This is a genomic window from Roseateles sp. Mitsp63, assembly GCF_059491535.1.
Genome location: NZ_CP168509.1, coordinates 838772 through 865182 on the forward strand (window position 1 = coordinate 838772; position 26411 = coordinate 865182).

At 70.1% G+C, this 26411-nt stretch carries 16 protein-coding genes; 9 read left to right on the forward strand and 7 right to left on the reverse strand.

The window, feature by feature from the left end; genetic code table 11:
* Nucleotides 1-93: 93 nt before the first annotated feature.
* Both ACEN96_RS03595 and ACEN96_RS03600 read left to right on the forward strand, forming a co-directional pair.
* Complete coding sequence (locus ACEN96_RS03595; protein ID WP_495586681.1) at nt 94-978, forward strand: biotin--[acetyl-CoA-carboxylase] ligase; 885 nt, start codon at nt 94-96, stop codon at nt 976-978.
* A 6-nt stretch (nt 979-984) separates the two neighbouring features.
* Nucleotides 985-1659: a hypothetical protein gene (locus tag ACEN96_RS03600; protein WP_495586682.1), complete on the forward strand. Its 675-nt coding sequence runs from the start codon at nt 985-987 to the stop codon at nt 1657-1659.
* A gap of 157 nt (nt 1660-1816) precedes the next feature.
* On the opposite strand, the gene ACEN96_RS03605 is transcribed toward ACEN96_RS03600, so the two are convergent.
* The 4 genes from ACEN96_RS03605 to tkt form a co-directional block, all read right to left on the reverse strand.
* On the reverse strand, nt 1817-3652 hold the full coding sequence (locus ACEN96_RS03605) for a S8 family peptidase (protein ID WP_495586683.1): 1836 nt from the start codon (nt 3650-3652) through the stop codon (nt 1817-1819).
* A gap of 242 nt (nt 3653-3894) precedes the next feature.
* Nucleotides 3895-4893: a type I glyceraldehyde-3-phosphate dehydrogenase gene (gap, locus tag ACEN96_RS03610; RefSeq protein WP_495586684.1), complete on the reverse strand. Its 999-nt coding sequence runs from the start codon at nt 4891-4893 to the stop codon at nt 3895-3897.
* A 202-nt stretch (nt 4894-5095) separates the two neighbouring features.
* The gene (locus ACEN96_RS03615; protein WP_495586685.1) at nt 5096-6136 is read right to left on the reverse strand and encodes a hypothetical protein; all 1041 of its coding nucleotides are present in this window, start codon (nt 6134-6136) and stop codon (nt 5096-5098) included.
* Between the two features lie 74 nt (nt 6137-6210).
* A complete protein-coding gene (gene tkt / locus ACEN96_RS03620) occupies nt 6211-8274 on the reverse strand; it encodes a transketolase (protein WP_495586686.1) in 2064 nt (687 codons plus the stop codon).
* Nucleotides 8275-8505: 231 nt separating this feature from the next.
* Between tkt and ACEN96_RS03625 the strand changes: the two genes are divergently transcribed.
* Both ACEN96_RS03625 and ACEN96_RS03630 read left to right on the forward strand, forming a co-directional pair.
* Nucleotides 8506-9189 (forward strand): nucleotidyltransferase family protein, encoded by a 684-nt coding sequence (locus ACEN96_RS03625; protein ID WP_495586687.1) that lies wholly within the window; start codon nt 8506-8508, stop codon nt 9187-9189.
* Between the two features lie 100 nt (nt 9190-9289).
* Nucleotides 9290-12874: a hypothetical protein gene (locus tag ACEN96_RS03630; protein ID WP_495586688.1), complete on the forward strand. Its 3585-nt coding sequence runs from the start codon at nt 9290-9292 to the stop codon at nt 12872-12874.
* A 124-nt stretch (nt 12875-12998) separates the two neighbouring features.
* On the opposite strand, the gene ACEN96_RS03635 is transcribed toward ACEN96_RS03630, so the two are convergent.
* Entirely contained in the window at nt 12999-13904 is a 906-nt protein-coding gene (locus ACEN96_RS03635) for an Abi family protein (RefSeq protein ID WP_495586689.1), read from the reverse strand.
* A gap of 427 nt (nt 13905-14331) precedes the next feature.
* On the opposite strand from ACEN96_RS03635, the gene ACEN96_RS03640 reads away from it, so the two are divergent.
* From ACEN96_RS03640 to ACEN96_RS03660, 5 genes are read left to right on the forward strand one after another with little or no spacing between them, the layout of a single operon-like run.
* Entirely contained in the window at nt 14332-15465 is a 1134-nt protein-coding gene (locus ACEN96_RS03640) for an efflux RND transporter periplasmic adaptor subunit (protein ID WP_495586690.1), read from the forward strand.
* A complete protein-coding gene (locus ACEN96_RS03645; protein WP_495586691.1) occupies nt 15458-18583 on the forward strand; it encodes an efflux RND transporter permease subunit in 3126 nt (1041 codons plus the stop codon). The genes ACEN96_RS03640 and ACEN96_RS03645 overlap by 8 nt, the downstream gene beginning before the upstream one ends.
* Nucleotides 18580-19989: a TolC family protein gene (locus tag ACEN96_RS03650; RefSeq protein ID WP_495586692.1), complete on the forward strand. Its 1410-nt coding sequence runs from the start codon at nt 18580-18582 to the stop codon at nt 19987-19989. The genes ACEN96_RS03645 and ACEN96_RS03650 overlap by 4 nt, the downstream gene beginning before the upstream one ends.
* A gap of 46 nt (nt 19990-20035) precedes the next feature.
* Nucleotides 20036-20716, forward strand: a complete 681-nt coding sequence (locus tag ACEN96_RS03655) for a response regulator transcription factor (RefSeq protein WP_495586693.1) — start codon at nt 20036-20038, stop codon at nt 20714-20716.
* The gene (locus ACEN96_RS03660) at nt 20709-22109 is read left to right on the forward strand and encodes a sensor histidine kinase (protein WP_495586694.1); all 1401 of its coding nucleotides are present in this window, start codon (nt 20709-20711) and stop codon (nt 22107-22109) included. Before ACEN96_RS03655 ends, ACEN96_RS03660 begins: the two co-directional genes overlap by 8 nt.
* 701 nt (nt 22110-22810) lie before the next feature.
* Here ACEN96_RS03660 and ACEN96_RS03665 read toward each other — a convergent pair.
* The gene (locus ACEN96_RS03665) at nt 22811-24364 is read right to left on the reverse strand and encodes a diguanylate cyclase domain-containing protein (protein WP_495586695.1); all 1554 of its coding nucleotides are present in this window, start codon (nt 24362-24364) and stop codon (nt 22811-22813) included.
* A gap of 127 nt (nt 24365-24491) precedes the next feature.
* Nucleotides 24492-26324: a glycoside hydrolase family 9 protein gene (locus tag ACEN96_RS03670; RefSeq protein ID WP_495586696.1), complete on the reverse strand. Its 1833-nt coding sequence runs from the start codon at nt 26322-26324 to the stop codon at nt 24492-24494.
* Between the last annotated feature and the right edge of the window lie 87 nt (nt 26325-26411).

The window sequence follows — 26411 nt, forward strand, 5'->3', positions numbered from 1 at the left end:
GCCGTCATCTCCCTCTAGACTCCGGCCATTCACCAGCAGCGGGCCCAAGGGTTCGTGAAGACCAGGACGGGATCGCAGGACACACTCGCGGCGATGCAAGAACATCAGAACTGGGGCGCCGAAGCCCTGTGGCAAGACCTGGAGCCGCTGCTCCCGGGGCTCAGCATCGAGGTGCTGGCGCGGGTCGAATCGACCAACGCGACCCTGGTCGAGCGGGTGCGGCGCGACGAGGGCGCGGCGCCCGCCGGCGGCCGCGCGGGCGATCGTCCCTATGGGCGCCGCCAGCATGACCTGCATCCCTGTCTGCTGATCGCCGAGCACCAGACCCACGGCCGCGGCCGCCAGGGGCGGAGCTGGCACAGCACGGCGGGGGCGTCGCTGACCTTCTCGCTGTCGCTGCCATTGGAGATGGCGGACTGGTCGGGGCTGTCGCTGGTGGTGGGCGCGGCGATCGCCGAGGCGCTCGACCCCGAGGGCCAGCGGCTGCGCCTGAAGTGGCCCAACGACCTGTGGCTGGACGATCGCAAGCTCGGCGGCATCCTGATCGAGACGGTGCCGGCGGGATCGTCGCGGATGGCGGTGATCGGCGTGGGCCTGAACGTGTCGGACCGCGCGAAGGTCGCGGATTCGCAGCTCAACACCGGCTTCGCCTGCCTGCAGGAACTGATCGAGGACGTCACGCCGCCGATGGCGCTGGCGCGGCTGGCGCCGACGCTGGTGAAGGCGCTGGCCGCCTTCCCGGCCGAGGGATTCGGCGCGTGGCGGGAACGCTTCGCCAGGCGCGATCTGCTGCAGGGGCAGGCGATCACGGCGGGTCTGCTGGAAGGCACCGGCGCCGGCGTCAACGAGCGCGGCGAGCTGCTGATCGATACCGCGCGCGGCCGTCAGACCGTCAGCGGCGGCGAGGTCAGTGTGCGGCTGGGCGGTTTTGGCGGTCCGGGCGGTCCGGGCGGCGCGTCCACGGGCGCTCAGGGGTAAGCCACGATGCTGCGCGCCGCGGTCGTCCTGCTCTTCGTCGTCAACGTGCTGGTGTTCGCCTGGAACAAGGGCTGGATCGCCGGTGGGGCGGCCAACGCGCCGCGGATGGAGCAGCAGCTGCATCCGGAGCGGCTGACGGTGCTCAACCAGAAGGCGGTGACGCAGCTGGCGACGCGCTCCTGCGTGGAACTGGGGCCGCTGATCGGCGATGAGCTGCTCAAGCGCGCCAACGCGGCGCTGGTGGCGGCGGGCGTGCCGGCGTCGTCGATCGAGGCGCGGTCGCTGGACAGCGGCGGGGTGTGGGCGCTGGCGACGATCAAGATGCCGAGCAAGGACTTCCGCGAACGCAAGGAAGACACCTATCGCAGCGCCAAGATCGCGTTCGAGCCGCTGCAGGGATTCCCGGACGAACAGCCGACGCTGGTGCTGAGCAAGCATGACAGCGAGGCGGCGGCGCAGGCGGCGCTCGAGGGGATGACCCGGCGCAACTACAAGGGGCTGCGGGTGCTGAGGCTGCAGGAGCCGCTGCAGCAGACGACGCTGCGGCTGGCGCGGCTCGATGGGGATCAGGTCGGGAAGCTCAATGCGCTGGCCAATCCGCCATGGGGAGAGAAGCGCAAGGATTGCGCGCTCGAGACGCCGGGCGCCGCCAGCGAGTCCGGATCAGGCGCGAGCCGCTGAGCCGCTGCGCCGCTCTCGCGCACGAACTCCCTCGCCCCGCGTGCGGGGAGAGGGGAGGGGAGAGGGGCGGTGCAAGTACGCCAGTGCTACTTCAACGCTCCCCCTCTCCCCCACCCTCTCCCCCGTAGGGGGCGAGGGAGTTGCAGAGGCCGGAGCGTTATTGCTTCGGACCTGCGTGGGTTGAAGGCCTCGTCCGGGCCGCCGGCCAGCGCAGCGCCACGATGGCGAGCATCAGCGCGGCCAGCCACAGGCCACTCATCGCGCCGCCGCCACCGCCACCGCTCGAGGTGGTTTCGGGCGTCGTGGGCGTGGTCGGCGTCGTTGGTGTCGTCGGCGGCGTGACGACCGGCGTCACCGCCGCGACCGCCGCGTTCGCATCCAGCATGCCGGCGCCGCAGGTGGTGGTGGTGCAGTTGCATTCAAGCTGAGGCTGGGCGCTGTTGCCCGCCACGCACTGCGCGACGCCGCTCACCGCCGGGAAGGCGCGTGCCGACGACTGCAGCGCCGCCTTGATCTGCGCCGGCGTGAGCGATGAATTGATCGACAGCATCAGCGCCACCGTGCCGCTGACCAGCGGGGTCGAGAAGCTGGTGCCGGTGCCGGTGTAGTTGTAGGCGGTGCTGCCCACCACCGGCGTGGTCGTGCCGCCGTTGCTGGTCGAGAGGATCGGGTACAGGCAGGGGCCGGTGCCCGTGTTGACGCAGTTGCCGCCCGGCGCGCTGATCGTGACCTGCGGTCCGAGGTTGGAGAAGCCGACCTTCGAGCCCACGTGCCGCAGGCCGGCGACCGCGATGACGTTGCTGCAGTTCGCCGGGACGCCGACCTCGATGCCGCCCGACTTGGTCTCATCGGTGTTGTCGACGCCATTGCCCGCGGCGGCGACCACGGTCGCGCCCGCTGCCACGGCGTCATTGATCGCCAGTTGGTAGACCGAATTCGACGCGCACGCGCCGTCCCCGCCCAAGCTCATGTTGATGACCTTGGCCGCGGTCGGGTTGGCCGGCAGTCCCGGCACCGACACGCCTGCCGCCCAGCGGATGCCGGCCGCGATGTCGGAGGCCCATCCGCCGCACTTGCCAAGCACGCGCACCGGCTGGATCTTCGCGTTGAACGCCACGCCGGCCATGCCCTGGCCGTTGTTGGTGAGCGCCGCGATCAGCCCGGAGACCCGCGTGCCGTGCCAGGAGCTCGACCCGATGTCATCGGTCGTGCAGCTGCTGCCCAGCCGGCCGCTGTCGATGTCGGACTGATTGACCCAGTCGCCGGGATCGCTCGGATCGCTGTCGGCGCCGTCGCCGTCATTGGCGGTGGCGATCTGGTTGGCCGTCGGCGTCGCGCCATTGTTGAAACCGACCAGGTCATAGCCGGAGACGAACTGGCCTGTCAGGTCCGGATGGTCCATCCGCACGCCGGTATCCAGCACCGCGACCACCACCCCCGTTCCCGTCGCCCGGTCCCACGCCGCCGGCGCGTTGATGGACGAGACCACCGTCGCATCCGGCGTCTTGAGATACCACTGCCCCGCCGTGACCCCCGCCTGCGAGGCGGTGGTGTAGAGCGGGTCATTGGGCGTCATGAAGTGCTTCCACCAGCGGTCGACCTCGACCGACTCGACCTCGCTGTCGCTGGCGAGCCGGCGGGCGAGCTCCGCGGAACTCATCCCGCTGGCGGTGTAGACGTGGGTCCGGTCGTCGAGGCTGATGCGCGCGTGCAGCGTCGCCGCATGTCGCAGGCCGAGCGTGGTGCCGCGCACCTGCGCGATGTCCTTGGTCTCGACCGCGGTGGCCCGCAGCGCGAGCGGCCTGGCCTTGACCGCGTCCGCCTGCGCCTTGAATCGCACGATGACCCGCGCGAAGTCGGGCTGCTGATCCGGTCTGGGCACCGCGGTCGCCGCGCCGGCGCTGCCGGTTCCGAACACACCCATGACAGCGGCGGCGGCAGCCAGACGCGCCATGACCCTGGGCAGGAACCTGGGCTTGGACAGCTCGAACATGTGGGAGCTCCACAAAACTGGGCTAGTCAGTTTAGGGGTGTGCTCACCAAGAAGTTGCTAATGCCCTGACACATTCACATCGGCGCGTCACCTAGAAGAGGGGATTCCTCACACAACGATGAACTGGCTGGTGAAGAAGTCGTGATCGTTTGCCGTGAGCCGGTCCGGCGGAGCGGGGAGGGGATATCGCCGGCAAGAAAAAACCCCGCCGGGCGGGGTTTTGGAAGGGGAGGGAAGGTCGCTTACTTGGCGACGACCTTGACCATCTCCAGCACCTTGTTCGAGTAGCCCCACTCGTTGTCGTACCAGGACACCAGCTTGACGAAGGTGCCGTCCAGGGCGATGCCGGCGTCGGCGTCGAAGATCGAGGTGCGCGGGTCGCCGCGGAAGTCGGTGGCGACGACCTTGTCCTCGGTGTAGCCCAGCACGCCCTTGAGCGCGCCTTCGCTCTGGGCCTTCATTTCGGCGCAGATCTCGGCGTAGGTGGCGTTGTTGCTCAGCTCGACGGTCAGGTCGACGACCGAGACGTCGGAGGTCGGCACGCGGAAGGACATGCCGGTCAGCTTCTTGTTGAGCTCGGGGATCACCACGCCCACGGCCTTGGCGGCGCCGGTGGAGGACGGGATGATGTTCTCGAGGATGCCGCGGCCGCCGCGCCAGTCCTTGTTGGACGGGCCGTCGACGGTCTTCTGCGTGGCGGTGGTGGCGTGCACGGTGGTCATCAGGCCGCGCTTGATGCCCCACTTGTCGTTCAGCACCTTGGCCAGCGGGGCCAGGCAGTTGGTCGTGCAGCTGGCGTTGGAGATGATGGCCTGGCCGGCGTAGGTCTTGTCGTTGACGCCGTAGACGAACATCGGCGTGTCGTCCTTGGACGGGGCCGACATGATGACCTTCTTGGCGCCGGCGGCCAGGTGCTTCTCGCCGGTTTCCTTGGTCAGGAACAGGCCGGTGGCCTCGACGACGATGTCGGCGCCGACCTCGTTCCACTTCAGCTCGGCGGGATCCTTGACCTGGGTCAGGCGGATGCGCTGGCCGTTGACGATCAGCGTGTTGCCGTCGACCGCCACGTCACCGTTGAAACGGCCGTGGACGCTGTCGTGCTTGAGCATGTAGGCCAGGTAGTCCGGCTCCAGCAGGTCGTTGATGCCGACGATCTGGATGTCCTTGAAGTTCGCCACGGCGGCGCGGAACACCATGCGGCCGATGCGACCGAAGCCGTTGATACCGATCTTGATGGTCATGAGGAAAGTCTCCTGCGAGTGAAATGAAAGCGGTGCGCCTAGGGGCTCGCCGTCCATCCTGCGGACGCCGCGCCTCACGAATGTCGGGTCCGGCCGCCGGGGCCGGAAACGCTCGATTTGAACAGATCAGCGGTGCCCGGCGTTTCCAGCGGGTTACCGGGTTACGGCGACGACACCGCCCCGGTTTCAGTGCCGGGGCGGCTCAGTCGTCCGAGAGATTGAGCGAACCGCAGCCGACCTGGATGCGTGTGTGTTGGCCGAGCAGCCGCTCGAAGCGCTCCGGCGTCAGGTCGAGTTCGAGCGTCGTCAGCCACTTCAGGAACGGCTCGCGCCGTGCGTCGTAGCTGGATGCCGGGCCGACCTGGCCAGCGTAGTTGGGCATCACCGGCATGTTGAACCGCCAGGAGACGTCGAACGGGCAGCCCATCTCATCGAAATTGAACTTCACCACCATGGTGCGGATGCCCTTCACGTTGCTGAGAAAGGCGGGCAGCGGGAGCGGATTGGCGATCACCGTGCGTTGGGCATCGGGCTGGTACCTGAACTGCTGCTGGTAGACCACGGGCTCGTCCTGCGGCGTGATGCAGGGCATGCGCCAGTTCGACACGCTGGTCTTGAACGCCTCCAGCAGCGCGGGTGGTCCGGAGCTGTAGATCACCTTGATCGCGGGAGGCTCGTCCGGCACGGAAAAGGTGATCTGCAGGATGGCGTTGGCGTCCTTGTCGCCGGCATCACCGACGATCGGCCCCTGCGTCGAGGTCCGCAGGCAGCGCGCCAACTCGTCCCTGCGCGGCGAGGACGGGTCTTCGGGCTCTGGCGCGGCGCGGTGGGACTCAGGCTCGGGCGTCGCGGTGAACTGGATGTCCTCGACGATCCTGACCGGCGCCGAGTCGGGGGTCAGGCAGGGCATGCGGTGCTGCGCCACGCGTTCCTTGGCTGCCCGGAGGAAGGGGGGGCCGCCCACCAGCGTCAGCACCTCCACCTCCGGCGGTGCGTCTGGCCGCCGGAAGGTCAATGCCAGGCGGACGAGGCCGCTCTGGTCCCTCTTCAGTGCGGCGGACGGGTAATAGAACATCTCCGACGGGCGTTGCAGGCAGGTGTCGGCCGGCAAGGCCGACTCCTTGATGCGTTTGCGCGCCTCTGCTTCGTCGTCGCGTGGATCCGGCGTCTGGGCGCCACTCCCGCCGCTCATCAGCGCGAGCGCGAGGCTCAACAGCGCGCGCTTCGTGTTCGTGGCGACCATCGCCCCTCCCTCTTTGTTGCCGGACGTGAAAAGAGGTGGCTGAACCACCTCCTTCATCATCCGCGCGGAAAGGCTCAGCGCTTCAGCCGGGCCTGACCGACGACGACCTTGACGGTGTCGGCGACGTTCTCCGGCGTGAAGCCGAAGTGCTTGAACAGCACGTTGGCCGGGGCCGATTCGCCGTAGGTGTCCAGGCCGACCACGGCCGAGACGCCGTACTTCCACCACAGGTCGGTGACGCCGGCCTCGATGGCGACGCGCGGCAGGCCGTCCGGCAGCACGCTCTGCTTGTACTTGGCGTCCTGACGGTCGAACAGGCTGGTGCAGGGCATGGAGACCACGCGCACCGCGATGCCGGCCACGGCCAGCTGCTGCTGCGCGGCGATGGCCAGCTGCACTTCCGAGCCGGTGGCGATCAGCACCGCCTGCGCCTTCTTCTTCAGGCCGACGTCGGCCGGCTCGCTCAGCACGTAGCCGCCGCTGGTGATGGCGTCCACGGCCTCGCCCGACTTCTTCAGGTAGGGCAGGTTCTGGCGGCTCAGCGCCAGCACGCTCGGGCGCTGGCTGCTGGCCAGGGCCATGGTCCAGGCGACGGCGGTTTCGGCCGTGTCGGCCGGACGCCAGACGTCCAGTCCGGGGATCAGGCGCAGGCTCGACACGTGCTCGACGGACTGGTGCGTCGGACCGTCCTCGCCCAGGCCGATGGAGTCGTGCGTGAAGACGTGGATCACGCGCTGCTTCATCAGCGCGGCCATGCGGATGGCGTTGCGGCTGTAATCGCTGAAGGTCAGGAAGGTGCCGCCGTAGGGGATGAAGCCGCCATGCAGCGCGACGCCGTTCATGATCGCGGCCATGCCGAACTCGCGCACGCCGTAGTTGATGTGGCGGCCGCCATTGGAGCTGCCGTCGGCTTCCAGGCGGAAGGCGGGCGTGCTCTTGGTGTTGGTCAGGTTGGAGCCGGTCAGGTCGGCCGAGCCGCCCAGCAGCTCGGGCATCGCGGCGGTGAAGGCTTCCAGCGCGAGCTGGCTGGCCTTGCGGGTGGCGACGGTCTCGGCCTTGTCATGCGCGCCGATGACGGTCTGCGCGGCGACGTCGGCGAAATTGGCCGGCAGCACGCCGGCGATGCGGCGCGAGAACTCGGCCGCCAGTTCGGGGAAGGCGATGGCGTAGGCATCGAACTTCTCGTCCCAGCCCTTCTCGAAGCCTTCGCCGGCGGCCTTGCCGTCCCAGTCGGCATAGACCTCGGCGGGCAGCGCGAAGGGCTCGTGCGACCAGCCCAGCGCCTCGCGGGTCAGCTTGATCTCCTCGGTGCCCAGCGGCTCGCCGTGGGCCTTGGAGGTGTTGGCGCGGTTCGGGCTGCCCTTGCCGATGTGGGTCTTGGCGATGATCAGCGACGGTTTGTCCTTGCTGGTCTTGGCCAGCGCGATGGCGGCGTCGACGGCGTCGACGTCATGGCCGTCGACCGGACCGATCACCTGCCAGCCATAGGCCTCGAAGCGCTTGGCGGTGTCGTCGCCGAACCAGGGACCGACCTGGCCGTCGATGGAGATGCCGTTGTCGTCGTAGATCGCGATCAGCTTGTTCAGCTTCCACGAGCCGGCCAGCGAGCAGGCTTCATGGCTGATGCCTTCCATCAGGCAGCCGTCGCCCATGAAGACATAGGTGTGGTGGTCGACGATGGCGTGGCCGTCGCGGTTGAATTCCTTGGCCAGCTGCTTTTCCGCGAGCGCCAGGCCGACGGCGTTGGTCAGGCCCTGGCCGAGCGGGCCGGTGGTGGTCTCGACGCCCGGGGTGATGCCGACTTCCGGATGGCCCGGGGTCTTGGAATGCATCTGGCGGAAGGCCTTGAGCTCGGCGATCGGCAGGTCGTAGCCGGTCAGGTGCAGCAGGGCGTAGATCAGCATCGAGCCGTGGCCGTTGGACAGCACGAAGCGGTCGCGGTCGGCCCACAGCGGATTGGCCGGGTTGTGGCGCAGGTGGCGCTTCCACAGCGCGACGGCGATCTCGGCCATGCCCATCGGGGCGCCCGGGTGGCCGGAGTTGGCCTGCTGGACGGCGTCCATCGCCAGGGCACGGATGGCATTGGCCATCTGGGTGGTGTTCGGGGTGGTGACGACGTCAGCGGCGGTGTCGGCCATGGTGGGGGTCTCGGCGAGGTGGTGGGGGCAAACCCGGCATTCTAGTGACCCGCCGCGAACCCGCTTTGGGCGCTCCGCGTTGTTGCGAATCCTCGCCATAGCTGGGCTATGGCTCCGGTTCGCGCCTAGCGGAGCATCCCAAAGCGGGTCCGCGGCGGGTCACTAGAGTGGGGCGCTGGGGAGCGGGTCGTTAAACTGCCGGGCTCATTTCCTGGTAGACCGATGCGAGCCATGATCCTCGCGGCCGGGCGCGGCGAGCGCATGCGGCCGTTGACCGACCACACGCCCAAACCACTGCTGACAGTGCGCGGCAAGCCGCTGATCGAGTGGCACATCGAGGCATTCGCGCGGGCAGGCATCCGGGACCTCGTGATCAACACCGCGTGGCTGGCGGAACAGTTCGAGGCGGCGCTGGGCGACGGCACGCGCTTCGGCGTGAAGCTGCATTACAGCCATGAAGGCGAGCGCTACGGACGGGCGCTGGAGACAGGCGGCGGCATCGCGACCGCGCTGGACCTGCTGTGCGCCGATGGCGACGACGCATTCTGGGCAGTGTCGGCGGACATCTTCATCCCGGAGTTCGTGTTCGACGCGGAGAAGGCGGCGGCGTTCGCGGCAAGTCCACTGCTGGCGCATCTGTGGTTCGTGCCGAAGCAGGCACGGCATCCGACGGGCGATTTCGGCATCGACGCGGATGGCTTCGCGACCATAGCCGGGGACCTCGAGGTCTACAGCAACATCGGCTTGTACAAGCGCGCGTTCTTCGACGGCGTGAAGCCGGGCGAGCACCAGCGGATCCGCTTCAGCCTGGACCGCGCGATCGGCGCGAAGGCCGTGACCGCCGAGCTGTACACGGGCCCTTGGGCGAACGTGGGATCGCCGGAGCAGATCGACGAATTGAACGCGCCGGCGTGAATCGACCCGCTCCCCCGGCTTCGTAAAAGCCGCCTCGCGTTCGGGTCCGGCGGGCCCTGCGCGGGCAAGCCGCCTACTGTTGCTCCGTCAAGGAGCACCCATGCCTGAATGGCTCAACGCGCGCCCGCTGAGCGCCACCCTCGTCGTGCCGGGCACCGAGCGCACGCGTGAACACCCCGAACAACCCGCGGCCCCGAAGCTGCTGGGCGATGCCGGGCATCCCCTGCGCTCGCGCAGCCAGCGTGAGCCCGATCAGGCCGAGGTGCTGAAAGTGTCCGGACGGGCCATGGCCGATGCGCCGTCGAACATGGACCGGCCGGGGACCTCCCGACTGCGCCGCCGCGTGGCCGCGCTTTCGCCGCCAGGGGTGATCCCTTCGGCCTTTCCGGCGCCGATGGCCAGCCTGCTCACCGGCGAGAAGAACGGCGCCGTGGTGCCGCTGGGCGCGAATCAGCCCGGCGGCGGCATGCATCCGATCCATCACAGCCGGGCGGCCGAGGTGGCGCGCGCGCCGGCCGACCCCGGTTTCAGCGAACGGCTCGACGCCGCCAAGGGCGCCTTCGATGCCGCGGCGCGCGAGCACCGGGCCGCGCCGGGCGGGGTCACGCAGACCACGCTGCGCGCGGCGGCGGCCGATCTCGACACGGTGCTGTCGTCGGCGCAGTTGCGCAATCTCGGGGCCGCGGCCCGCATGCACACGGCGACGCGAGTGCGGCTGGATTTCGCGGCGGGCGAGCTCGATCGCATCGACCGGCGGCTCGGCGCGGCCGGGCCGGAGCACCGGCCCGAGCTCGACGAGGTGGGGCGCCAGTGGCCGGCGGTGCAGACGGCTGCCGAGGGCGCGCGGCAGATCCAGGAACATCACGACACGGCACTGAACGCGGCCGAGCATCGCCTGGTGGCGTTGATGGTGACCCATCCGCCAGGCTTCATGGCCACCGAGCCGGTGCCCGCCCTCAGCGCCCAGTTGCAGGCGCTGGCGGACCGGCTGCCCGATCAGCCGCTGAAGGAGGCGATGTCGCGGTCTTCGATGCTGGAGGCCACGTCCCGCATGCTGGCGCATGTGACGGCAGGCGACACGGCGCGCGCCGCCGATGCGTTGCGGGCGTTGATGGGCGCGCCCACCTTGAGCTGGATGTCGGCCCACGCGAACGATGGGCCCGCGCCGGCCGAGGCCGACGTGAGGGCGCTGTTCCGCCTGATGAGCGGCGTGCACCGCGGCACCGAGGTGCTGATGCTCGCGGCGCGCGACCAGGCCACGGTCGCCGAGGTGACGGCCCAGTCGCTCGATGTGCGGGCCTTCTGGCGCGCGGACCTCGCGCAGCGGCAGGAATCATCCGGACCCGTACGGACGTGGCTCGATGGCGCCAAGCGCGCGGCCCTGGCCAGCGCCGGATCGGACACGGACGCAGTGACCAGCCAGCGCGATCTGGCGGCGCTGCGCGCCGTGCGCATGGGCTTCGTCTCCAATGCGCCGGAGTCGCACTACGGCCGTGTCAACAAGCGCCTGACCAAGCTGGTCACGCAATGGATCGATCGCGCGCAGGCCCCCGAGGCCGGCTTCGCGAGCCGGGTTCAACAGATGCTGGGCCTTGGCGCCGCGCCCGCGGCGGATGTCGAGCGGGGTTTGACGCGCCAGCGACAGGAGCTGGACCCGCCCAGCCTGAATCCGCTGGGCAAGAAGACGCCGCTGCGAGCCGGGGTGCTGGAGCGGCTCGACACGGTGGGCGCGTCCGTCGGCGTGCGCACGCCCTCCGTGCAGGTGCGCGAGCATCTGGACGCTGCCGCCCACGCGCTGGAGCGCGCCGGCGGTCAGCTCATCGACCAGGCCTTCGCGAGGCGCGAGGCGCCGTCGCCCGAAGCGGCCATCGGCCACGCGCTCGGCGCCTTCATGAAGGCGCACCCCGGCCTGTCCCCGGCTCACACGCCGACCAACGCGGAGATGGCGTCGATCCGGGCGCGGGCCCGCGAGGCGCTGCAGGGCGCGCCGGTGCCCATGCCGCCCGCCGAGCCGCTGCTGGCCATGGCAACGCGCGCCGCGTCCATGCTGCAGGCCATCGCTGCCCGTTCACCGCAGCCCGCGACGCAGGACGCGGCGCAGACGGCCACGCTGGCGGCCGGGGCCAACGAGCGCCTGTCCGCGGCCCGCCACCTGCTGTCGCCCGCGGCCGATGGCCGGCAGCGCTTCGTCGACGACCTGTGCGCCAAGCTCGACGGCTGGGACTTGCGCACGCGGCTGCGCGCCGCAGACGGTGCCGTCGCGGGCGCCGGGTTGCTGTCGAACATGTCGATCTCCACGCCGGCGGCGGGCCACCCGCTGATCACGCCCGTGGCCAGCGCCCAGGTGAGGCGCGAAGCCTTCCTCGACATCTTTCATCCGATGCAAGGCCTGCAGATCACCGCCGGCTCGATCCGGCAGGCCGGTGGCGAGCTGGGGCTGAGCGCGGGGCCGACCTTCAAGCTCGCCGAGGACGTGCTGGGCTTGCGCCTCTCCGGCGGCCTGAAAGGCGGGTACAGCAGCACGCAGGTCGAAGGCGCCATCATGCGCATCCGGCGCGAGCCGGGCCGCCTGCCCGAGATGATCGAGAATCTGAAGAACGTGGTGCGCGACCTCGCCCGATGGGACACGCTGCGCGACGAACGCGGACAGCCCTTCGACGATGCGGTCTCCGCGCTGCTGGCGCGCAACGGGAAGCTCATCATTTCCGACATGACGCAGGACACGTCGAGCAGCGTGCTGGAGATGTCCGCATCGGCCGGTCTCAGCGTGGGTGACCCGCGTCCGGGACGGCGCGATGCCACGTTCGGTCCCAATGCCTCGGTGCAGTTGTCGACCGAGCGGCAGCAGCAGCTCTATGCGGACCACTCGGGCAACGTGCGCGTGCTCAACGAGCAGGTCTCGATCGCGCACCACAAGTTCCGCGCCTCGGCCAGTCTCACGGCCAATGTGGGCGATCCGAACAACTACCCGCGTCCGCCGCATGCCTCACATGCAGCACCGGCAGCAGTCGCGGCACATGCGCCGGCGCCATCTCCCGCGGCTGCTCCGCCGGAGTCCACCGGGATCACTGGGGTGAAGGGGCCGATGCTCCTGTCCAGCACGCGCGAGTTCGGCCAGTCCTACGAGAAGGTGTCGGTGACGGTGCTCGACTTCGCCGGCACCATCGATGCCGACCACGACCGTTTCTACAACTCGCCGCAGCCGCTGATGGCCGAGGTCGAACTCAATCGCGAGCAGTGGATCCAGCGCTACCTCGAAACGCTGAGCGGCTGGACCGAGGCGCAGAAGCAGACACAGGGCCGGGACCTCGCCCACCGGGATCTCGACAGCTTCCTCGAGCGGGCGCAGGGGCTGCAGAGCAGCAACTTCGCGCACTACAACATCCACGACACGATGATGCCGCAGGCCTCGGGCCACTTCGAGACGCTGTACATGCTTCAGGACGTCGCGAGCATGACGGGCAACGACGCGATGGCGCAGTCGGTGAAGGCGGACCGCGATCAGCTGTTGAACGAGCCCTCCACATGGCGGCGTTCGACGATGAACCTCTTCGAGCGCGGCAGGTCATCGGCCATCGATGGGATCAACGTCGTCGTCAAGGCGGGGCGCACGCAGGGGGCGGACGCCCAGTTGCAGATCGCCGAATACCCGTCGCGAAATTCCGCGCCGCCACCTGTGGCTTGAGTGGAACTCCTGGAGTCAGTCCAGCGACGGCCTGCGACCCGCGCGATCAAATGGCGCGCATCGCTCGGTGATGACCTCGTCCTCGAGCAAGGCTGCCATCCAGGCCAAGATCTCAACCGGTGCGTCAGACCCACCCTGGTTCAGACCTCCAGCTCACGGGAAAACCCAACTCCGCTGGCGACACAGTCGGGTACTTCATGAAGATCTCTTCCAGATCGGCGGCCCATGTGTTCGGGAGGCCGGTATGGCGGAGCAAGTACTGAATGATCGTCGCGGTGGCGAAGAAGCTCTTCTGATCAGTGAACTTGATGCCCGCCTTCTTGTAGTTGGCCGGAGCAACGCCAAGCTTCACACGCAGCACTTGGTGATGGTGCGCCACCAGATTGCGGACCACAGTCAAGCTGTGGATCCAGGATTTGAAGACATCGGGCTCATCGATGGCAAAGCGCTTTGCAATCGCCCGCTTGTCGCCTGTGTCTCGCAGGATCGAATAAGTGCGCGACCAGAGGCCAAAGCTGACGCATTCCGAAATAGCCCAACTGGGCGGAAGGTACGGCTCGTCGTACTTCGAGTTGTAGTGCTCAACAAAGCGCTTCCCCTCAGCGCGACGCACTTCTTCCTCGATCTTTCGAATCAGTTGACCGATGCCCCACTCGCGCGTGGGCTTGAAGATGCTGGGAAGCAAGAACCAATGGGGCGAATGCTTCAGGCTGAGCGCATCGGCGATTGATGTGCGGACTGCCACCTCGAGCCGATCGATCGCCGTGATCGTGGCGGATCGCAACTCGCGATCGAACTCGCATCGACCCACGACCTGATCGAAGGACGTGCCTGCGGGAAAGCGCTTGGAGCCCCTGTCCATCAGGTGGTGCCAATAGCCCTTGAGTCGATAAGCGCCGACACAGCGAAGGTAGCTGAGCGCCTGAGCTTTCGCCATGCTCTTGAGGACCATTCCCTGGTCTTGGAGCTTTTGAAGCACGACCTCCGGTGTGGAGGCCTTCTTCTGGTACGACACCTTCTGTTGGGTCACGTTCAGACACCCAAATAGAAAACCCGCCTTTTGCACGTCTGCTTGCGCAGAACCCTGGCCGAAAACCAGGACGTGTGGCGGGTGTGTTGCGGCGAAGTCTACAGCGATGCCCTCATGCGCCGCAAGTCCGGAGTGGCATCGCATCTACTGTTCGAGCATTGATCGCCGAGGACCACGCTCTACAGAAGACACCCATCAGCAAGACCTGTCACTCTGGCACGAACCGTGGCGCTCGCAATTGAAGGGGCGTGATGCTGTGGCGTGCGCTTCACGCCATTCAGTGTGATCCCCCCGGGCATCTTGACCCGAAGTTCAGGATTCCTTCAGGCGGGCTTTCGTACTCTGCCGCCCGCCGGCGCCGGCGCCGACCCTCGCCGCGCCGTCAGCGCCCATTCCCATCCGCATCCCATCTCCCGGAGAACCCCTCATGAGGCCATCCCTCAGGTCCCGCGCCGCGCGAGCCTGTCCGTTCGCGCTCGCCCTGTTGCCGCTGCTGCTCGTCTCCGGCTGCGACAGCGAGGCGCGCGCCGATGCGCCCTCCGCGCAGGTCGCGCTGCGCCATGAAGGCGCCGAGGTCGTCGTCCCCGAGCGCTCGCCGCTGCGCGGCCGCATCGTCGTGGCCGAGGTGCAGCGCCGCGCCGTCGAGCAACCCATCACCGCGCCCGGCTCGATCGAGGCGCTGCCCGACCACCTCGCGCGCATCACGCCGCCGGTCAGCGGCCGCATCGATCGCCTGCATCGCGCGCTCGGCGACGCGGTCCGCGCGGGCGACGTGCTGTTCACGCTCGACTCCTCCGACCTGAGCGCCGCCCGCGGCGACGCGGCCAAGGCCCGCGACGCCGCCGCCCAGGCGCGCCGCGACCTGGCCCGCCAGCAACTCCTCTTCGACGCCGACATCTCCGCCCGCAAGGACCTGGAGGCCGCCCAGCTCGCGCGCTCGCAGGCCGAGAGCGACGTGCGCACCACGCAGGCCAAGCTCGCGCAGCTCGGCGCCAGCGACACCACCGGCCGCCGCCTGGTCGTGCGCGCGCCGCTCGCCGGCCGCGTCATCGAGATGAGCGCCGCCCAAGGCGGCTACTGGAACGACATCAACGCGCCGCTGATGACCATCGCCGATCTCAGCCAGGTCTCGCTCACCGCCGCCGTGCCCGAGAAAGACCTCGCGCAGGTCTTCGTCGGCCAGCGCGCCCGCGTGCGCCTGAACGCCTATCCCGACGCGCCGCGCGAGGGCACCGTGCGCTACCTCGGCGAGGTGCTCGATCCCGACACCCGCACCGTCAAGGTCCGCCTGATCCTGGACAACGCCGACGGCCGCCTGCGCCCCGGCATGTTCGCGAAGGTGCTCTTCGCCGGGCCATCGCACGAAGCCCCGGTCGTGCCGGCCTCCGCGCTGCTGCAGAGCGGCCTGTTCACGCGCGTCTTCGTCGAGCGCGCGCCGGGCCGCTACGCCGCGCGCGACGTCACCGTCGGCGCCTCGCTCGGCGGCGCGGTCGAGATCCTGTCCGGCCTCAAGCCGGGCGAGCGCGTCGTCGTGCGCGAGGGAGTGCTGCTCAATGATTGAACGCCTCGTCAGCCTCTGCTTCGACCGCCGCGGCATCGTCTGGCTGGTGTTCGTGTTCGCCGCGCTCTACGGCGTGCACAGCTTCCGCCAGCTGCCCATCGAGGCCTACCCCGACATCGCCGACGTCACCTCCCAGATCGTCACCCAGGTCAACGGCCTGGCCGCCGAGGAGGTCGAGCAGCAGATCACCATCCCCATCGAGCGCGCGCTGCTGGGCACGCCCGGCATGCAGGTGCTGCGCACGCGCAGCCTGTTCGGCCTGTCGTTGGTGACCGTCGTGTTCCAGGACGGCGTCGAGGGCTACTGGTCGCGCGAGCGCCTGCAGGAACGCCTGGCCGAGCTCACGCTGCCCTACGGCGCCAAGCCCGGCCTCGATCCCTACACCTCGCCCACCGGCGAGATCTACCGCTACACGCTCGAGAGCCCCACCCGCAGCCTGCGCGAGCTCTCCGACCTGCAGTTCTGGACCGTCATCCCGCGCCTGAAGAAAGTCGCGGGCGTCGTCGACGTCACCAACTTCGGCGGCCTGACCACGCAGTTCATGCTGGAGCTCGACCCCGCCCGCCTGACCCAGTACGGCCTCACGCTGACCCAGGTCATCGACGCCATCAACGCCAACAACAACAGCGGCGGCGGCAGCGTCGTCGATCGCGGCGAGCAGTCCTACGTCGTGCGCGGCGTCGGCCTGCTGCACTCGCTCGAGGACATGGGCAACGTGGTCGTGAAGAGCGCCGGCGGCGTGCCGGTGCTGGTGCGCGATCTCGGCCAGCTGCGCTACGGCAACGTCGAGCGCCGCGGCATCCTCGGCAAGGACCGCAACGGCGACACGCTCGAAGGCATCGTGCTGCTGCTCAAGGAGACCAATCCGTCGCGCACGCTCGACGGCCTGCACGCGGCGGTCGAGGAGCTCAACACCAAGCTGCTGCCCGGCGACGTGAAGGTCGTGCCCTACCTCGACCGCTCGACGCTGATCGAGAAGACCGCGCACACCGTCAGCCACACGATGATCGAAGGCATGCTGGTGGTGACGCTGGTGCTGCTGCTGTTCCTGGGCAGCCCGCGCGCGGCCGTCGTGGTGGCCGCGACGATCCCGCTGGCGCTGCTGTTCGCCTTCATCTTCATGCACCACGCGAAGGTGCCCGCGAACCTGTTGTCGCTCGGCGCGATCGACTTCGGCATCCTCGTCGACGGCGCGGTCGTGGTGGTCGAGAACATCCTGCGCCGCCGCGAGCGCGAGGCCGATCGCCTGCTCACGCCGCGCGACGCGATCACCGCGACGCTGCAGGTGGCGCGGCCGATCTTCTTCGGCATGGCCGTGATCGCGGCCGCCTACCTGCCGCTGTTCGCGTTCGAGCGCATCGAGTACAAGCTCTTCAGCCCGATGGCCTATGCCGTCGGCGCGGCGCTGGTGGGCGCGCTGCTGGTGGCGCTGATGCTGACGCCATCGCTGGCCTGGCTGGCCTTGCGCCGGCCGCGCAGGATCTTCCACAACCGGCCGCTGGACGCGCTGCAGCGCCGCTACGCCGCGTTCCTGACGCGGGCCGTCGGCGCGCGGCGCGGCCTCGCGGCGGCGGTGGCCGGCGCGGCCCTGGCGCTGGTGGCGCTCGCCGGCACGATCGGGCGCGACTTCCTGCCCTACCTCGACGAGGGCTCGATCTGGCTGCAGGTGCAGATGCCGCCCGGCATGACGCTGGAGAAGGCCGCGCAGATGGCCGACGAGCTGCGCCGCGCGACGCTGGAGTTCCCCGAGATCTCCTACATCGTCACGCAGACCGGCCGCAACGACGACGGCACCGACTACTGGACGCCGTCCCACATCGAGGCCAGCGTCGGCCTCAAGCCCTACGACACCTGGACCACGCCCGGCGGCAAGCAGGCGCTGATCCAGCGCCTGAGCGAGCGCTACGCGCGCATGCCGGGCTACGCCGTGTCCTTCATGCAGCCGATGATCGACGGCGTGCAGGACAAGCTGTCCGGCGCGCACAGCGACCTGGTGGTGAAGGTCTTCGGCGACGACCTCGACGAGGGCCGCCGCATCGCGGGCCACGTCGCGGAGGTGCTGCGCGGCATCCCGGGCGCGGCCGACGTGGCGGTGGACGTCGAGCCGCCGCTGCCCAACCTGCGCATCGACCTGGACCGCGCCGCCGCCGCGCGGCTGGGCATCAACGCGGCCGATGTCGCCAACCTGATCTCGACCGGCATCGGCGGCGCGTCGATCGGGCAGGTCTACGTCGGCGAGAAGAGCTACGACATGACGGTGCGCTTCACCGCGGAATCGCGCGCCAGCCCGCAGGCCATCGGCGATCTGCGCCTGACCGGCGCGAACGGCGCGCAGGTGCCGCTGTCGGACGTCGCGCGCATCCGCACCACGGTCGGCGAGAGCGTCATCGTCCGCGAGATGGGCGAGCGCCACATCATCGTGCGGCTGAACACGCGGGGCCGCGACCTGTCGAGCTTCCTCGCCGAGGCCCAGCCCGCGCTCGAGCGCGGGCTGCAGTTCGATCGCCAGCGCTTCCACCTCGAATGGGGCGGCCAGTTCGAGAACCTGCAGCGCGCGCAGCAGCGCCTGGCGGTGATCCTGCCGGCGACGCTGGGCGTGATGCTGCTGCTGCTCTTCGCGGAGTTCCGCAACCTGCGCCAGCCGCTGCTGGTGCTGGGCGTGGTGCCGCTCGCGATGATCGGCGGCTTCGCCGCGCTGCATCTGCGCGGCATGACGCTGAACGTGTCGAGCGCGGTCGGCTTCATCGCGCTGTTCGGCGTGGCCGTGCTCGGCGGCGTGCTGATGGTGGCGCAGATCAACCGGCTCCGGAAGGAGGACCGGATGCCGCTGCGCGAGGCCGTGCTCGAAGGCGCGGCCAGCCGCATGCGGCCGGTGCTGATGACCGCGACGGTGGCCGCCTTCGGCCTGACGCCGGCGATGCTGGCGACCGGCCTGGGCAGCGACGTGCAGCGACCGCTGGCGACGGTGGTCGTCGGCGGCCTCGCGACCGCGACGCTGCTGACACTGCTGCTGCTGCCGGCCCTTTACCACTGGATCGAGCAACGCGCCGAGCAGGCCGCCGCCAGGCGGGCCGAGCGCGCGTCCCTCGACGATCAGCCTACGGAGACCCCCGCATGAACCGGCTGGTCCTGCATCGCTCCGCCGTGCGCGCCGCCCGGATCGCGCGCTTCGTCCGGCAGGTCGGCCCGGCGGCGATTGCCGCGCTGGCGGCCGTCATCGCCGCCATCACGACCGGCGTGCCCGAGGTCCGCGCCGAGCCGGCGGCCTTGTCCGCGCCTGAGCGCGTCGCCACGGGCGATGTCGCCTTCCCGGCCTATCTGGAAGCCGTGGTCCGTTCCAGCAACGACCTGGCCGCGCAGCGCGAGGCGCTGGTCTCGGCGCGGGCCGGCGTGGGGATCGCCGGCCTGCGGCCCGATCCCTCGCTGGCGCTGGGCGCCGGGCCGAACGAGCTCAGCAGCGCGGTGAATCCCAAGCCGCGCGTGGCCGAGACCATCGGCCTGACCTACACCGTCGAGATGGGCGGCAAGCGCGAGCGCCGCCTCGATCTCGCGCGCAGTCAGGTGAAGGAGAGCGAGACGGCCCTGGACGGCGCCCAGCGCCAGGCCTCCGCCGACGCGGCCGCGGCCTTCATCGAGGCCTGCCGCGCGCGCGAGGCGCTGGAGCGCCAGGAAGGCTCGTTGCGCGCGCTGTCCGAGATCGTCCGCATGAACGAGTTGCGGCATCGCGCTGGCGATCTCGGCGGCCTGGAGCTGCTGCAATCGCGCAATGGCCGTGACCAGTTCCTGGCCACCGTCGTGAAGGCGCGCGCCGATGCCGCGGCGGCGATGGAAGGGCTGGCGGTCCCGCTTGGCCATCGCTGGAACGAGGAGTTCGGCGAGCGCCTGCCGCGCTGCGTGTTCAGCGGCGAACGCCTGCCGGACGACGCCGAGGCGCTGGTCACGCAGGCGCTCGACGCCCGCGACGACGTGCGCGGCGCGCGGGCCGCGCTCGACACCGCCCGCGCCGCGGCCGGCCTGACGCGCGCCAACCGCTCGGTCGATCCGGCCATCGGCGTCAGCTATGGCTACACGGCGCAGGGACGGCCGGTCTTCGGGCCGGATGGCTCGCCGGCCGCGCCGGCGCCGCGTTCCAACGCGCTGACGCTGTCGCTGACGGTGCCGATCCCGCTGTCGCGCCTGGATCGCGGCGACCTGGTCCAGGCCGAGTCCGCCGTGACGCAGGCGGTGCTGGGTCTGCGCCAGACCGAGCTCAAGGCGCAGGCTGACGTGCGCGTCACGTTCGCGCAGTACAACGCGGCCTTCGAGAACCTGGCGCGCTATCGCGACGCCACGCTGGTCGACGCCGACCGCGTGCTGGAAGGGATGCGGACCTCCTACCGGCATGGCTCGGCCTCGCTGCTGGAGCTGCTGTCCGCGCAACGCGCCGCGGACGACACCTGGCTCGCCTACCTGCAGGCCCGCAGCGACCTGGCCGCGGCGACGGTCCGGCTGCAGCAGAGCGTGGGGCGCGCGCCGGCGCCGTGAGCGCGCGCCGCCATGCGAGACTGCTCGCGCACGAGAGGAGGGCTCGATGAGGATTCTGCTGGTCGAGGACGACCGCAAGGCGGCGGCGCTGCTGGCGCGCGGGCTGCGCGAGGAGGGCTTCGTCGTGGACCTGGCCGCGACGATGGCGCAAGGGGACGAGGCGGCCTTCGTCACCACCTATGACCTCGTCGTGCTGGACTGGATGCTGCCGGATGGCGACGGCATCGCGCTGTGCCGGACCTTGCGCGCGCGCGGGCAGCAGGTGCCGGTGCTGATGCTGACCGCGCGCGATGCGCTGTCGGAGCGCGTGACCGGCCTGAACGCCGGTGCCGACGACTACCTGACCAAGCCCTTTGAATTCGAGGAGCTGCTGGCGCGGCTGCGGGCCTTGCTGCGGCGGTCCGAGATGACGCGGCCGCCGGTGCTCAAGGCGGACGATCTGACGCTCGATCCCGCATCGCAGCAGGTGACGCGCGGCGGCAGGGTGATCCCGCTGACGCCCAAGGAGTTCGCGCTGCTGCAGGCGCTGATGCGCCAGCCCGGCGTGGCCGTGGCGCGCCAGCGCCTGGCCGAGCAGATCTGGCAGGGCGACCCGCTCGCCATCGACAACCTGATCGATGCCCACATCAGCAAGCTGCGCCGCAAGGTGGATCCGGCGGGCAGCGCGCCGCTGATCGAGACCGTGCGCGGCCACGGCTTCCGGATCCGCGGAGGCGGTGATGCTTAGCTTCCGCCGGCGCCTGGCGCTGGTGCATGTCGTGGTCGTCACGGCGGTGCTGGCGGTGGCGGCGTCGCTGACCTATCTGGGCCTGGTGGCCTCGCTGCGCGAGCAGCTCGATGGGGCGCTGCTGGTGCTCGCGGAGCAGGAGGCCAGCATGCTGGCCTCCAGTTCGGCCCTGCCGGTGGAGGTGCACGAGCCGGCGAGCGCGGCATCGGCGCCGCCGTCGTATGCGCGGCTGGACCGGCTGGTGCAGGTCATCGGCCCTGGAGGGACGGTGCTCGCGCGCAGTGCCAACCTCGGCGCGGCGACGTTGCCCAACGATCCGGCCCTGCTGGACCGGCTGGCGAAGGGCGAGACGGTTTTCGAGAACCTCGACTTCGGCGACGAGCCGACGCGGCGCGTCTCCGTGCCGGTGCCGGGCGGCCGCGCGCTGGCGGTGCAGGTCGCGGGCTCGCTGGACGACGTCGATCACGCGGTGGCGGCGGCGGGCTGGATGTTCCTGATCATGGGCGTGGTGCTGGTGGTGGTGCTGACGCTGGCGGGGTCGCACCTCACCGGACGGGTGTTCGGCGCCATCGACGATGTCGTGCGGCAGGCCAAGCGCATCGGCGACCAGACGCTGTCCGACCGGCTGCCGCATCCCGGCCCGCGCGACGAGATCGGCCGGCTGATCGACACGCTCAACGAGATGCTGGCGCGGCTGGAGCAGGCCTTCGAGGCGCAGCGGCGCTTCACCGCGGATGCGTCGCATGAATTGAGATCGCCGCTGTCGCGGCTGCGCACGGAGCTCGAGATCACGCTGCGGCGTCCGCGCGAGCCCGGCGAGTATGTCGACGCGCTGCGGTCCTGCCTCGACGAGGTCGTGAGGCTGACGCTGATGGTGGAGGAGCTGCTGACGCTGGCGCGGATCGACTCGGGCCAGGAGTCGGCGAAGGCGGCGCCGGTGGCGATCGCGCCGCTGCTCGAGGAGGTGGTGCGGCGCGTGGCGCCCGCGGCGCAGCGGCGGCGCGTGGACCTGCGCGTGGCCTTCGACGCCTCGCATCCGGCGCGGGCCGATCTCTCGCGGGAGCTGCTGATGCTGGTGGCGACCAATCTGGTCGACAACGCGCTCAAGTTCGGCGAGATGGGCGGCTCGGTGCTGGTGTCGCTGACGGCGGGGGAGGGATGGACGGAATGGGCCGTCGAGGACGACGGGCCCGGGATTCCCGAGGAGGAGCGCTCGAGGCTGTTCGAGCGCTTCTATCGCGGTGCCGGTGCGCGGGCGGCGGAGATCCAGGGCACCGGGCTGGGCCTGGCGCTGTGCGACTCGATCGTGCGCGCCGCGGGCGGCCACATCGAAGTGGGCAGCTCGCGCTGGGGCGGCGGCCGCTTCGTCGTGCGCCTGCCGGCGGAGGTCTAGAAGCTGCCTTGCTGCGCAAGGCAGGAAGGCTTCCGCACGTCCGCCGCTGCTGGCCCACCTCCACCGATCTCCACCCGACCTCTGCCTCCACCTCAATCGCAAGAACTCCCTCGCCCCCCGCGAGGGGGGAGAGGGCAGGGGAGAGGGGGTGCTTCGAAGGGCAGCAGCGCTGTGGCACGAGCCCCCTCTCCCCTCCCTCTCCCCGCAGGGGCGAGGGGGTAAGAAGGAGCGAGCGCTGCCGGCAAGAACTCCCTCGCCCCCGCGAGGGGGGAGAGGGCAGGGGAGAGGGGGTGCTTCGAAGGGCAGCAGCGGTGTGGCACGAGCCCCCTCTCCCCTCCCTCTCCCCGCAGGGGCGAGGGGGTAAGAAGGAGCGAGCGTTGCCGGCAAGAACTCCCTCGCCCCCCGCGAGGGGGGAGAGGGCAGGGGAGAGGGCAGGGGAGAGGGCAGGGGAGAGGGGGTGCTTCGAAGGGCAGCAGCGCTGTGGCACGAGCCCCCTCTCCCTCCCTCTCCCCGCAGGGGCGAGGGGGTAAGAAGGAGCGAGCGCTGCCGGCAAGAACTCCCTCGCCCCCCGCGAGGGGGAGAGGGCAGGGGAGAGGGGGGTGCTTCGAAGGGCAGCAGCGGTGTGGCACGAGCCCCCTCTCCCCCACCCTCTCCCCGCAAAGCGGGGCGAGGGAGTTGACAGGGAGAAATGTGCCCCGTGCTCAGGCGGCCAGCGACTCCACCATCGCGTCGGCGCTCTGCACCGGCTCATTCAGGAATGCCGGATGAGGCCCATGGAACCGGATCCGGCCCTTGCCCGCGCGCTTGGCCGCGTACATCGCCGCGTCGGCGTTGCGTGTCAGCTCCGAGGTCGGCTGCGCGCCCTGCGCGATCACCACGCCGATGCTCGCGCTGATGTGCACGACCTGTCCGTCATCCAGCTCGATCGGCCGTTCGATCTCGCTCAGGCAGCGCTGCATTACCGCCCGTGCCGCCGCCATCGTGCCGCTGGCCGGCAGCACCAGCGCGAACTCATCGCCGCCGAGCCGCGCCACCACATCCCCGCCGCGCACCGCATCCTGCAGACGCCGCGCCACTTCCTGCAGCACGCGGTCACCCGCGTCATGTCCGTGGACATCGTTGACCGGCTTGAAGCCGTCCAGGTCCAGGTAGGCGACCGAGACCGCCGCGTTGCCCCGCAGGGAAGCCGCCTGCGCCGAGGCCAACTGCTCCTCGAACAGCCGGCGGTTGGGCAGACCCGTGAGCGCATCGCGGAAGGCCATGCTGTCCGCGGCCAGCCGCGCGGCGCGTTCCCGCACCTGGCGCCGGTACAGATGCACCGAGATCGCCATGATCGCCAGGATCAGCACCGCCACCAGGCACCACAGCTCCGCGGCCTGATGCCGCCACGGCACCAGGTACTCGCTGGTGCTCAGGCCGGCGAAGACGATGAGCGGATATCCCCGGACGCGGTGATAGGCGGTGAAGCGTTCGACCTGGTCCAGCGCCGTCCGCGTGATGTAGGCGCCGCGTTCCTCGTCCGCCGCCAGGCTCTGGCGCAGCGCGTCGGAGACCGTCGTCTCGCCCAGCCCCTTGGTCGAACGCGGTTCGAACACCGAATGCCGCGCGACCAGGCGCAGGCGCTGGGACGTGCGCATCGCGATGGCGCCGGACTGTCCCAGCTCCATGGCGCCGAACAGGTCGGCGAAGTGCTCGGAACTCACCGATGCGATCATCACGCCCGCGAACCGGCCATCGATACGGTGCAAGCTGCGCGCCACGCTGATCACCCAGCGTCCGGACACCTTGCTGAAGAAGGGCTCGGAAAGAATGGTCTCGCGGGTCGCGCTCGCCTGGACGAAGTCGTCCCGGCCCGACACGTCCGTCGGGGCGCCGCGTTCCACACCCTGCACCAGGCGGCCATGCTCGTCCGCCACGCGCAGCGCCCAGACCTGGTCAAGCAGCTCGCGCTGCGCGCTCAGCATCTCGGTCAGCACGGCCTCCCGCGCCTCGTCGTCACGGGCACGGCCGTAGCGCTCGGCGATGGTGGTCAGCGCGTTGTCGAGGAGCCGCAGCTCCGCCCCCACCTCGGAGCTCAGGCTGGCGGCCAGGTTCTGGGCGGTCTGACGCGCGGCGTCCTCGTCGCCCCGGCGGGCATTGTCCAGGCTGACCCAGGCCGCGCTCGACACGATGAGCGCGACCAGCAGGTTGCCCAGCGCCAGCCAGCGCCTGAGTGAACTCAGCGACTGCAAGGGACGGGTGGAACGGTGCGGCATGGCGGTGCTCGGCGATGGGCGTTGCGGATGTCGCAGTTGTACGCGCCGGCTCTCGCGCCTTCCATCGGCGATCGGCTAAATGCCATGTAGGGACATTGCGGACACCTGGCGTGTCCGCCTGGCCGACTCAGCGCGCCATCTCCGTCGCCGCGAGCAGCATCCAGGCCGAATGGGGGATCCATTGCTCGACCCAGCGCCATTGTTCACCGTCCGGCCCCGGCCCGAACGCGATGCCCGATCCGGTGTCGCTGCCCACCGCGCCGGTGATGCCGTTGGAGATGCCGCCCTCGAACATGTCGCCCGCGCTCGAGGCCACCGTCGGCGGGTTCCTGCGGCCGAAGCCGTAGAGCATCGAGATGCCGTACGGGTTGCGGCCCAGCGTCCAGTCGATCTGGCTCTGCGCGTAGCTGGCCCAGCCGGCCGGGATGCCGAAGGCGCCGTCCGGCCGTGGCGCCACCAGGCGGCCGCCGGCCACCATCGCCGCGCTCAGCGACGCGAGGCGCGCGCTCTCGCCCTGCCACCAGTAGCCGGTCTCGTTCTTGTGCGGCATGAAGAAGCCCTCCAGCACCTCGCCGGACGCCGTCCTGCCGTCGGGCGCGAGCTGGAAGGACTGTCTCGCGTAGTCGAAGGGATTGCTCACGCGGCGCGTGATCGCGATCTCGTGGTCGAGCGCCGCGCGCAGGGCCGCGCTGGCGCGGGCGCGCCGCGGCTCCTCGGCTTCGATCCAGAGGTAGCGCGCCAGGCTCAACGCCGGCAAGCCCGCTTCCACCGCGTGGTAGTACGGCCGCGCCTTGCCGTCGCTGATGAAGCCGCCCGCCGCGGTCTGCCGCGCCATCAGGCGCTCCGCGCGGTCGCGCGCCGCGTCGAGGAAGCGCGGCTCGCGCGTGGCCTCGAAGAGATCGACCGCGGCCATCAGCGCGGTGTAGTCGTCGATGATGTTCTCGACGCCATTCGCGCCGTACTGCGCGTTGAACTTCTGCAGGTGATCGAAGGCGCGCACCGCGTCGGCCAGGTAGGTGGCGCCATCGAAATCGCCGTGGCGGCCCGACTGCCTGGCCAGCATCGAGGCGCGCGCCAGTGCCGCGATCGCCATGCCGCCTCCGGCGCGGTAGGCCGAGCGGTACAGCGTCGTGTGCCGGCCGTCTTCGCCCTCGTAGCCGACGACCATGCGCTCCGCGCCGTCGCCGCCCCACTTGTCGAAGACCGTCGTGTAGAAGTAGCCCTCGGCGTCGAGGATGCGATGCAGGTAGTCGGCGCCCCAGAAGGCCTCGTCCCGCACCTGCCGGCTCAGGCCCGCGCGCTGGTAGAGCGCCGGCGCCGTCTGCGCCGTGTAGGCCAGCACCCAGGCCACCATCGAGGTCTGCTGCGGGTTGAAGTAGTTCGCGTAGCCCAGGTGCGAGAGGTACTTGCCGGTGTCGCCTCCCGCGTCCTTCCAGCCGCCGTGGACGTCCACCCGGCGATCGGTCTCGAAGATGCGGATGCTGCGATCCCCGTCGCCGGTGTGGCGGCTGCGGCGGAAGTAGTCCAGCGTCTTGCCGGCGATCGTCGCGAACAGCGCGCCGTCGCGCACCCGCACGGCCGGCGACAGCACCCGGGCGCCGCCCATCGTGGCCTCGACGCGGTAGTCGCCGGATCGCCGCAGCGAGGAGAAGTCGATCTCGAAATAGCGCTTGCCGGCGCCCCAGTCCGAGAACGCGGGCAGCGCCTTCAGCTCCCCCTGCGCGACCGTCCTGCCGCCGGACAGCACGCGATAACGGCCTGTTTCCGCCGGCCCGCTTGCTTCGACGATCGCCCGCTTGGGGCCGGTGCGCTCGAGCGCGACCTGGTTGATCTGCAGCAGCAGCGGCTCGGTGGGCAGCTGGACGGAGACGGTCGTCACCGGTGCCGGCGCATCGGCGGCCAGCGAGGGCATCGAGAGCGGGGCGGCCGCCAGGGCGGCGGCAAGGGCGAGGGTCTTCATGTCGAGGGCATTCCAGAACGGGGCACCGCGCGTGGCGATGCCCCGTGAGGTCGGTGGCATGGTCGTGAGCGATCGGGGGATGCGCCG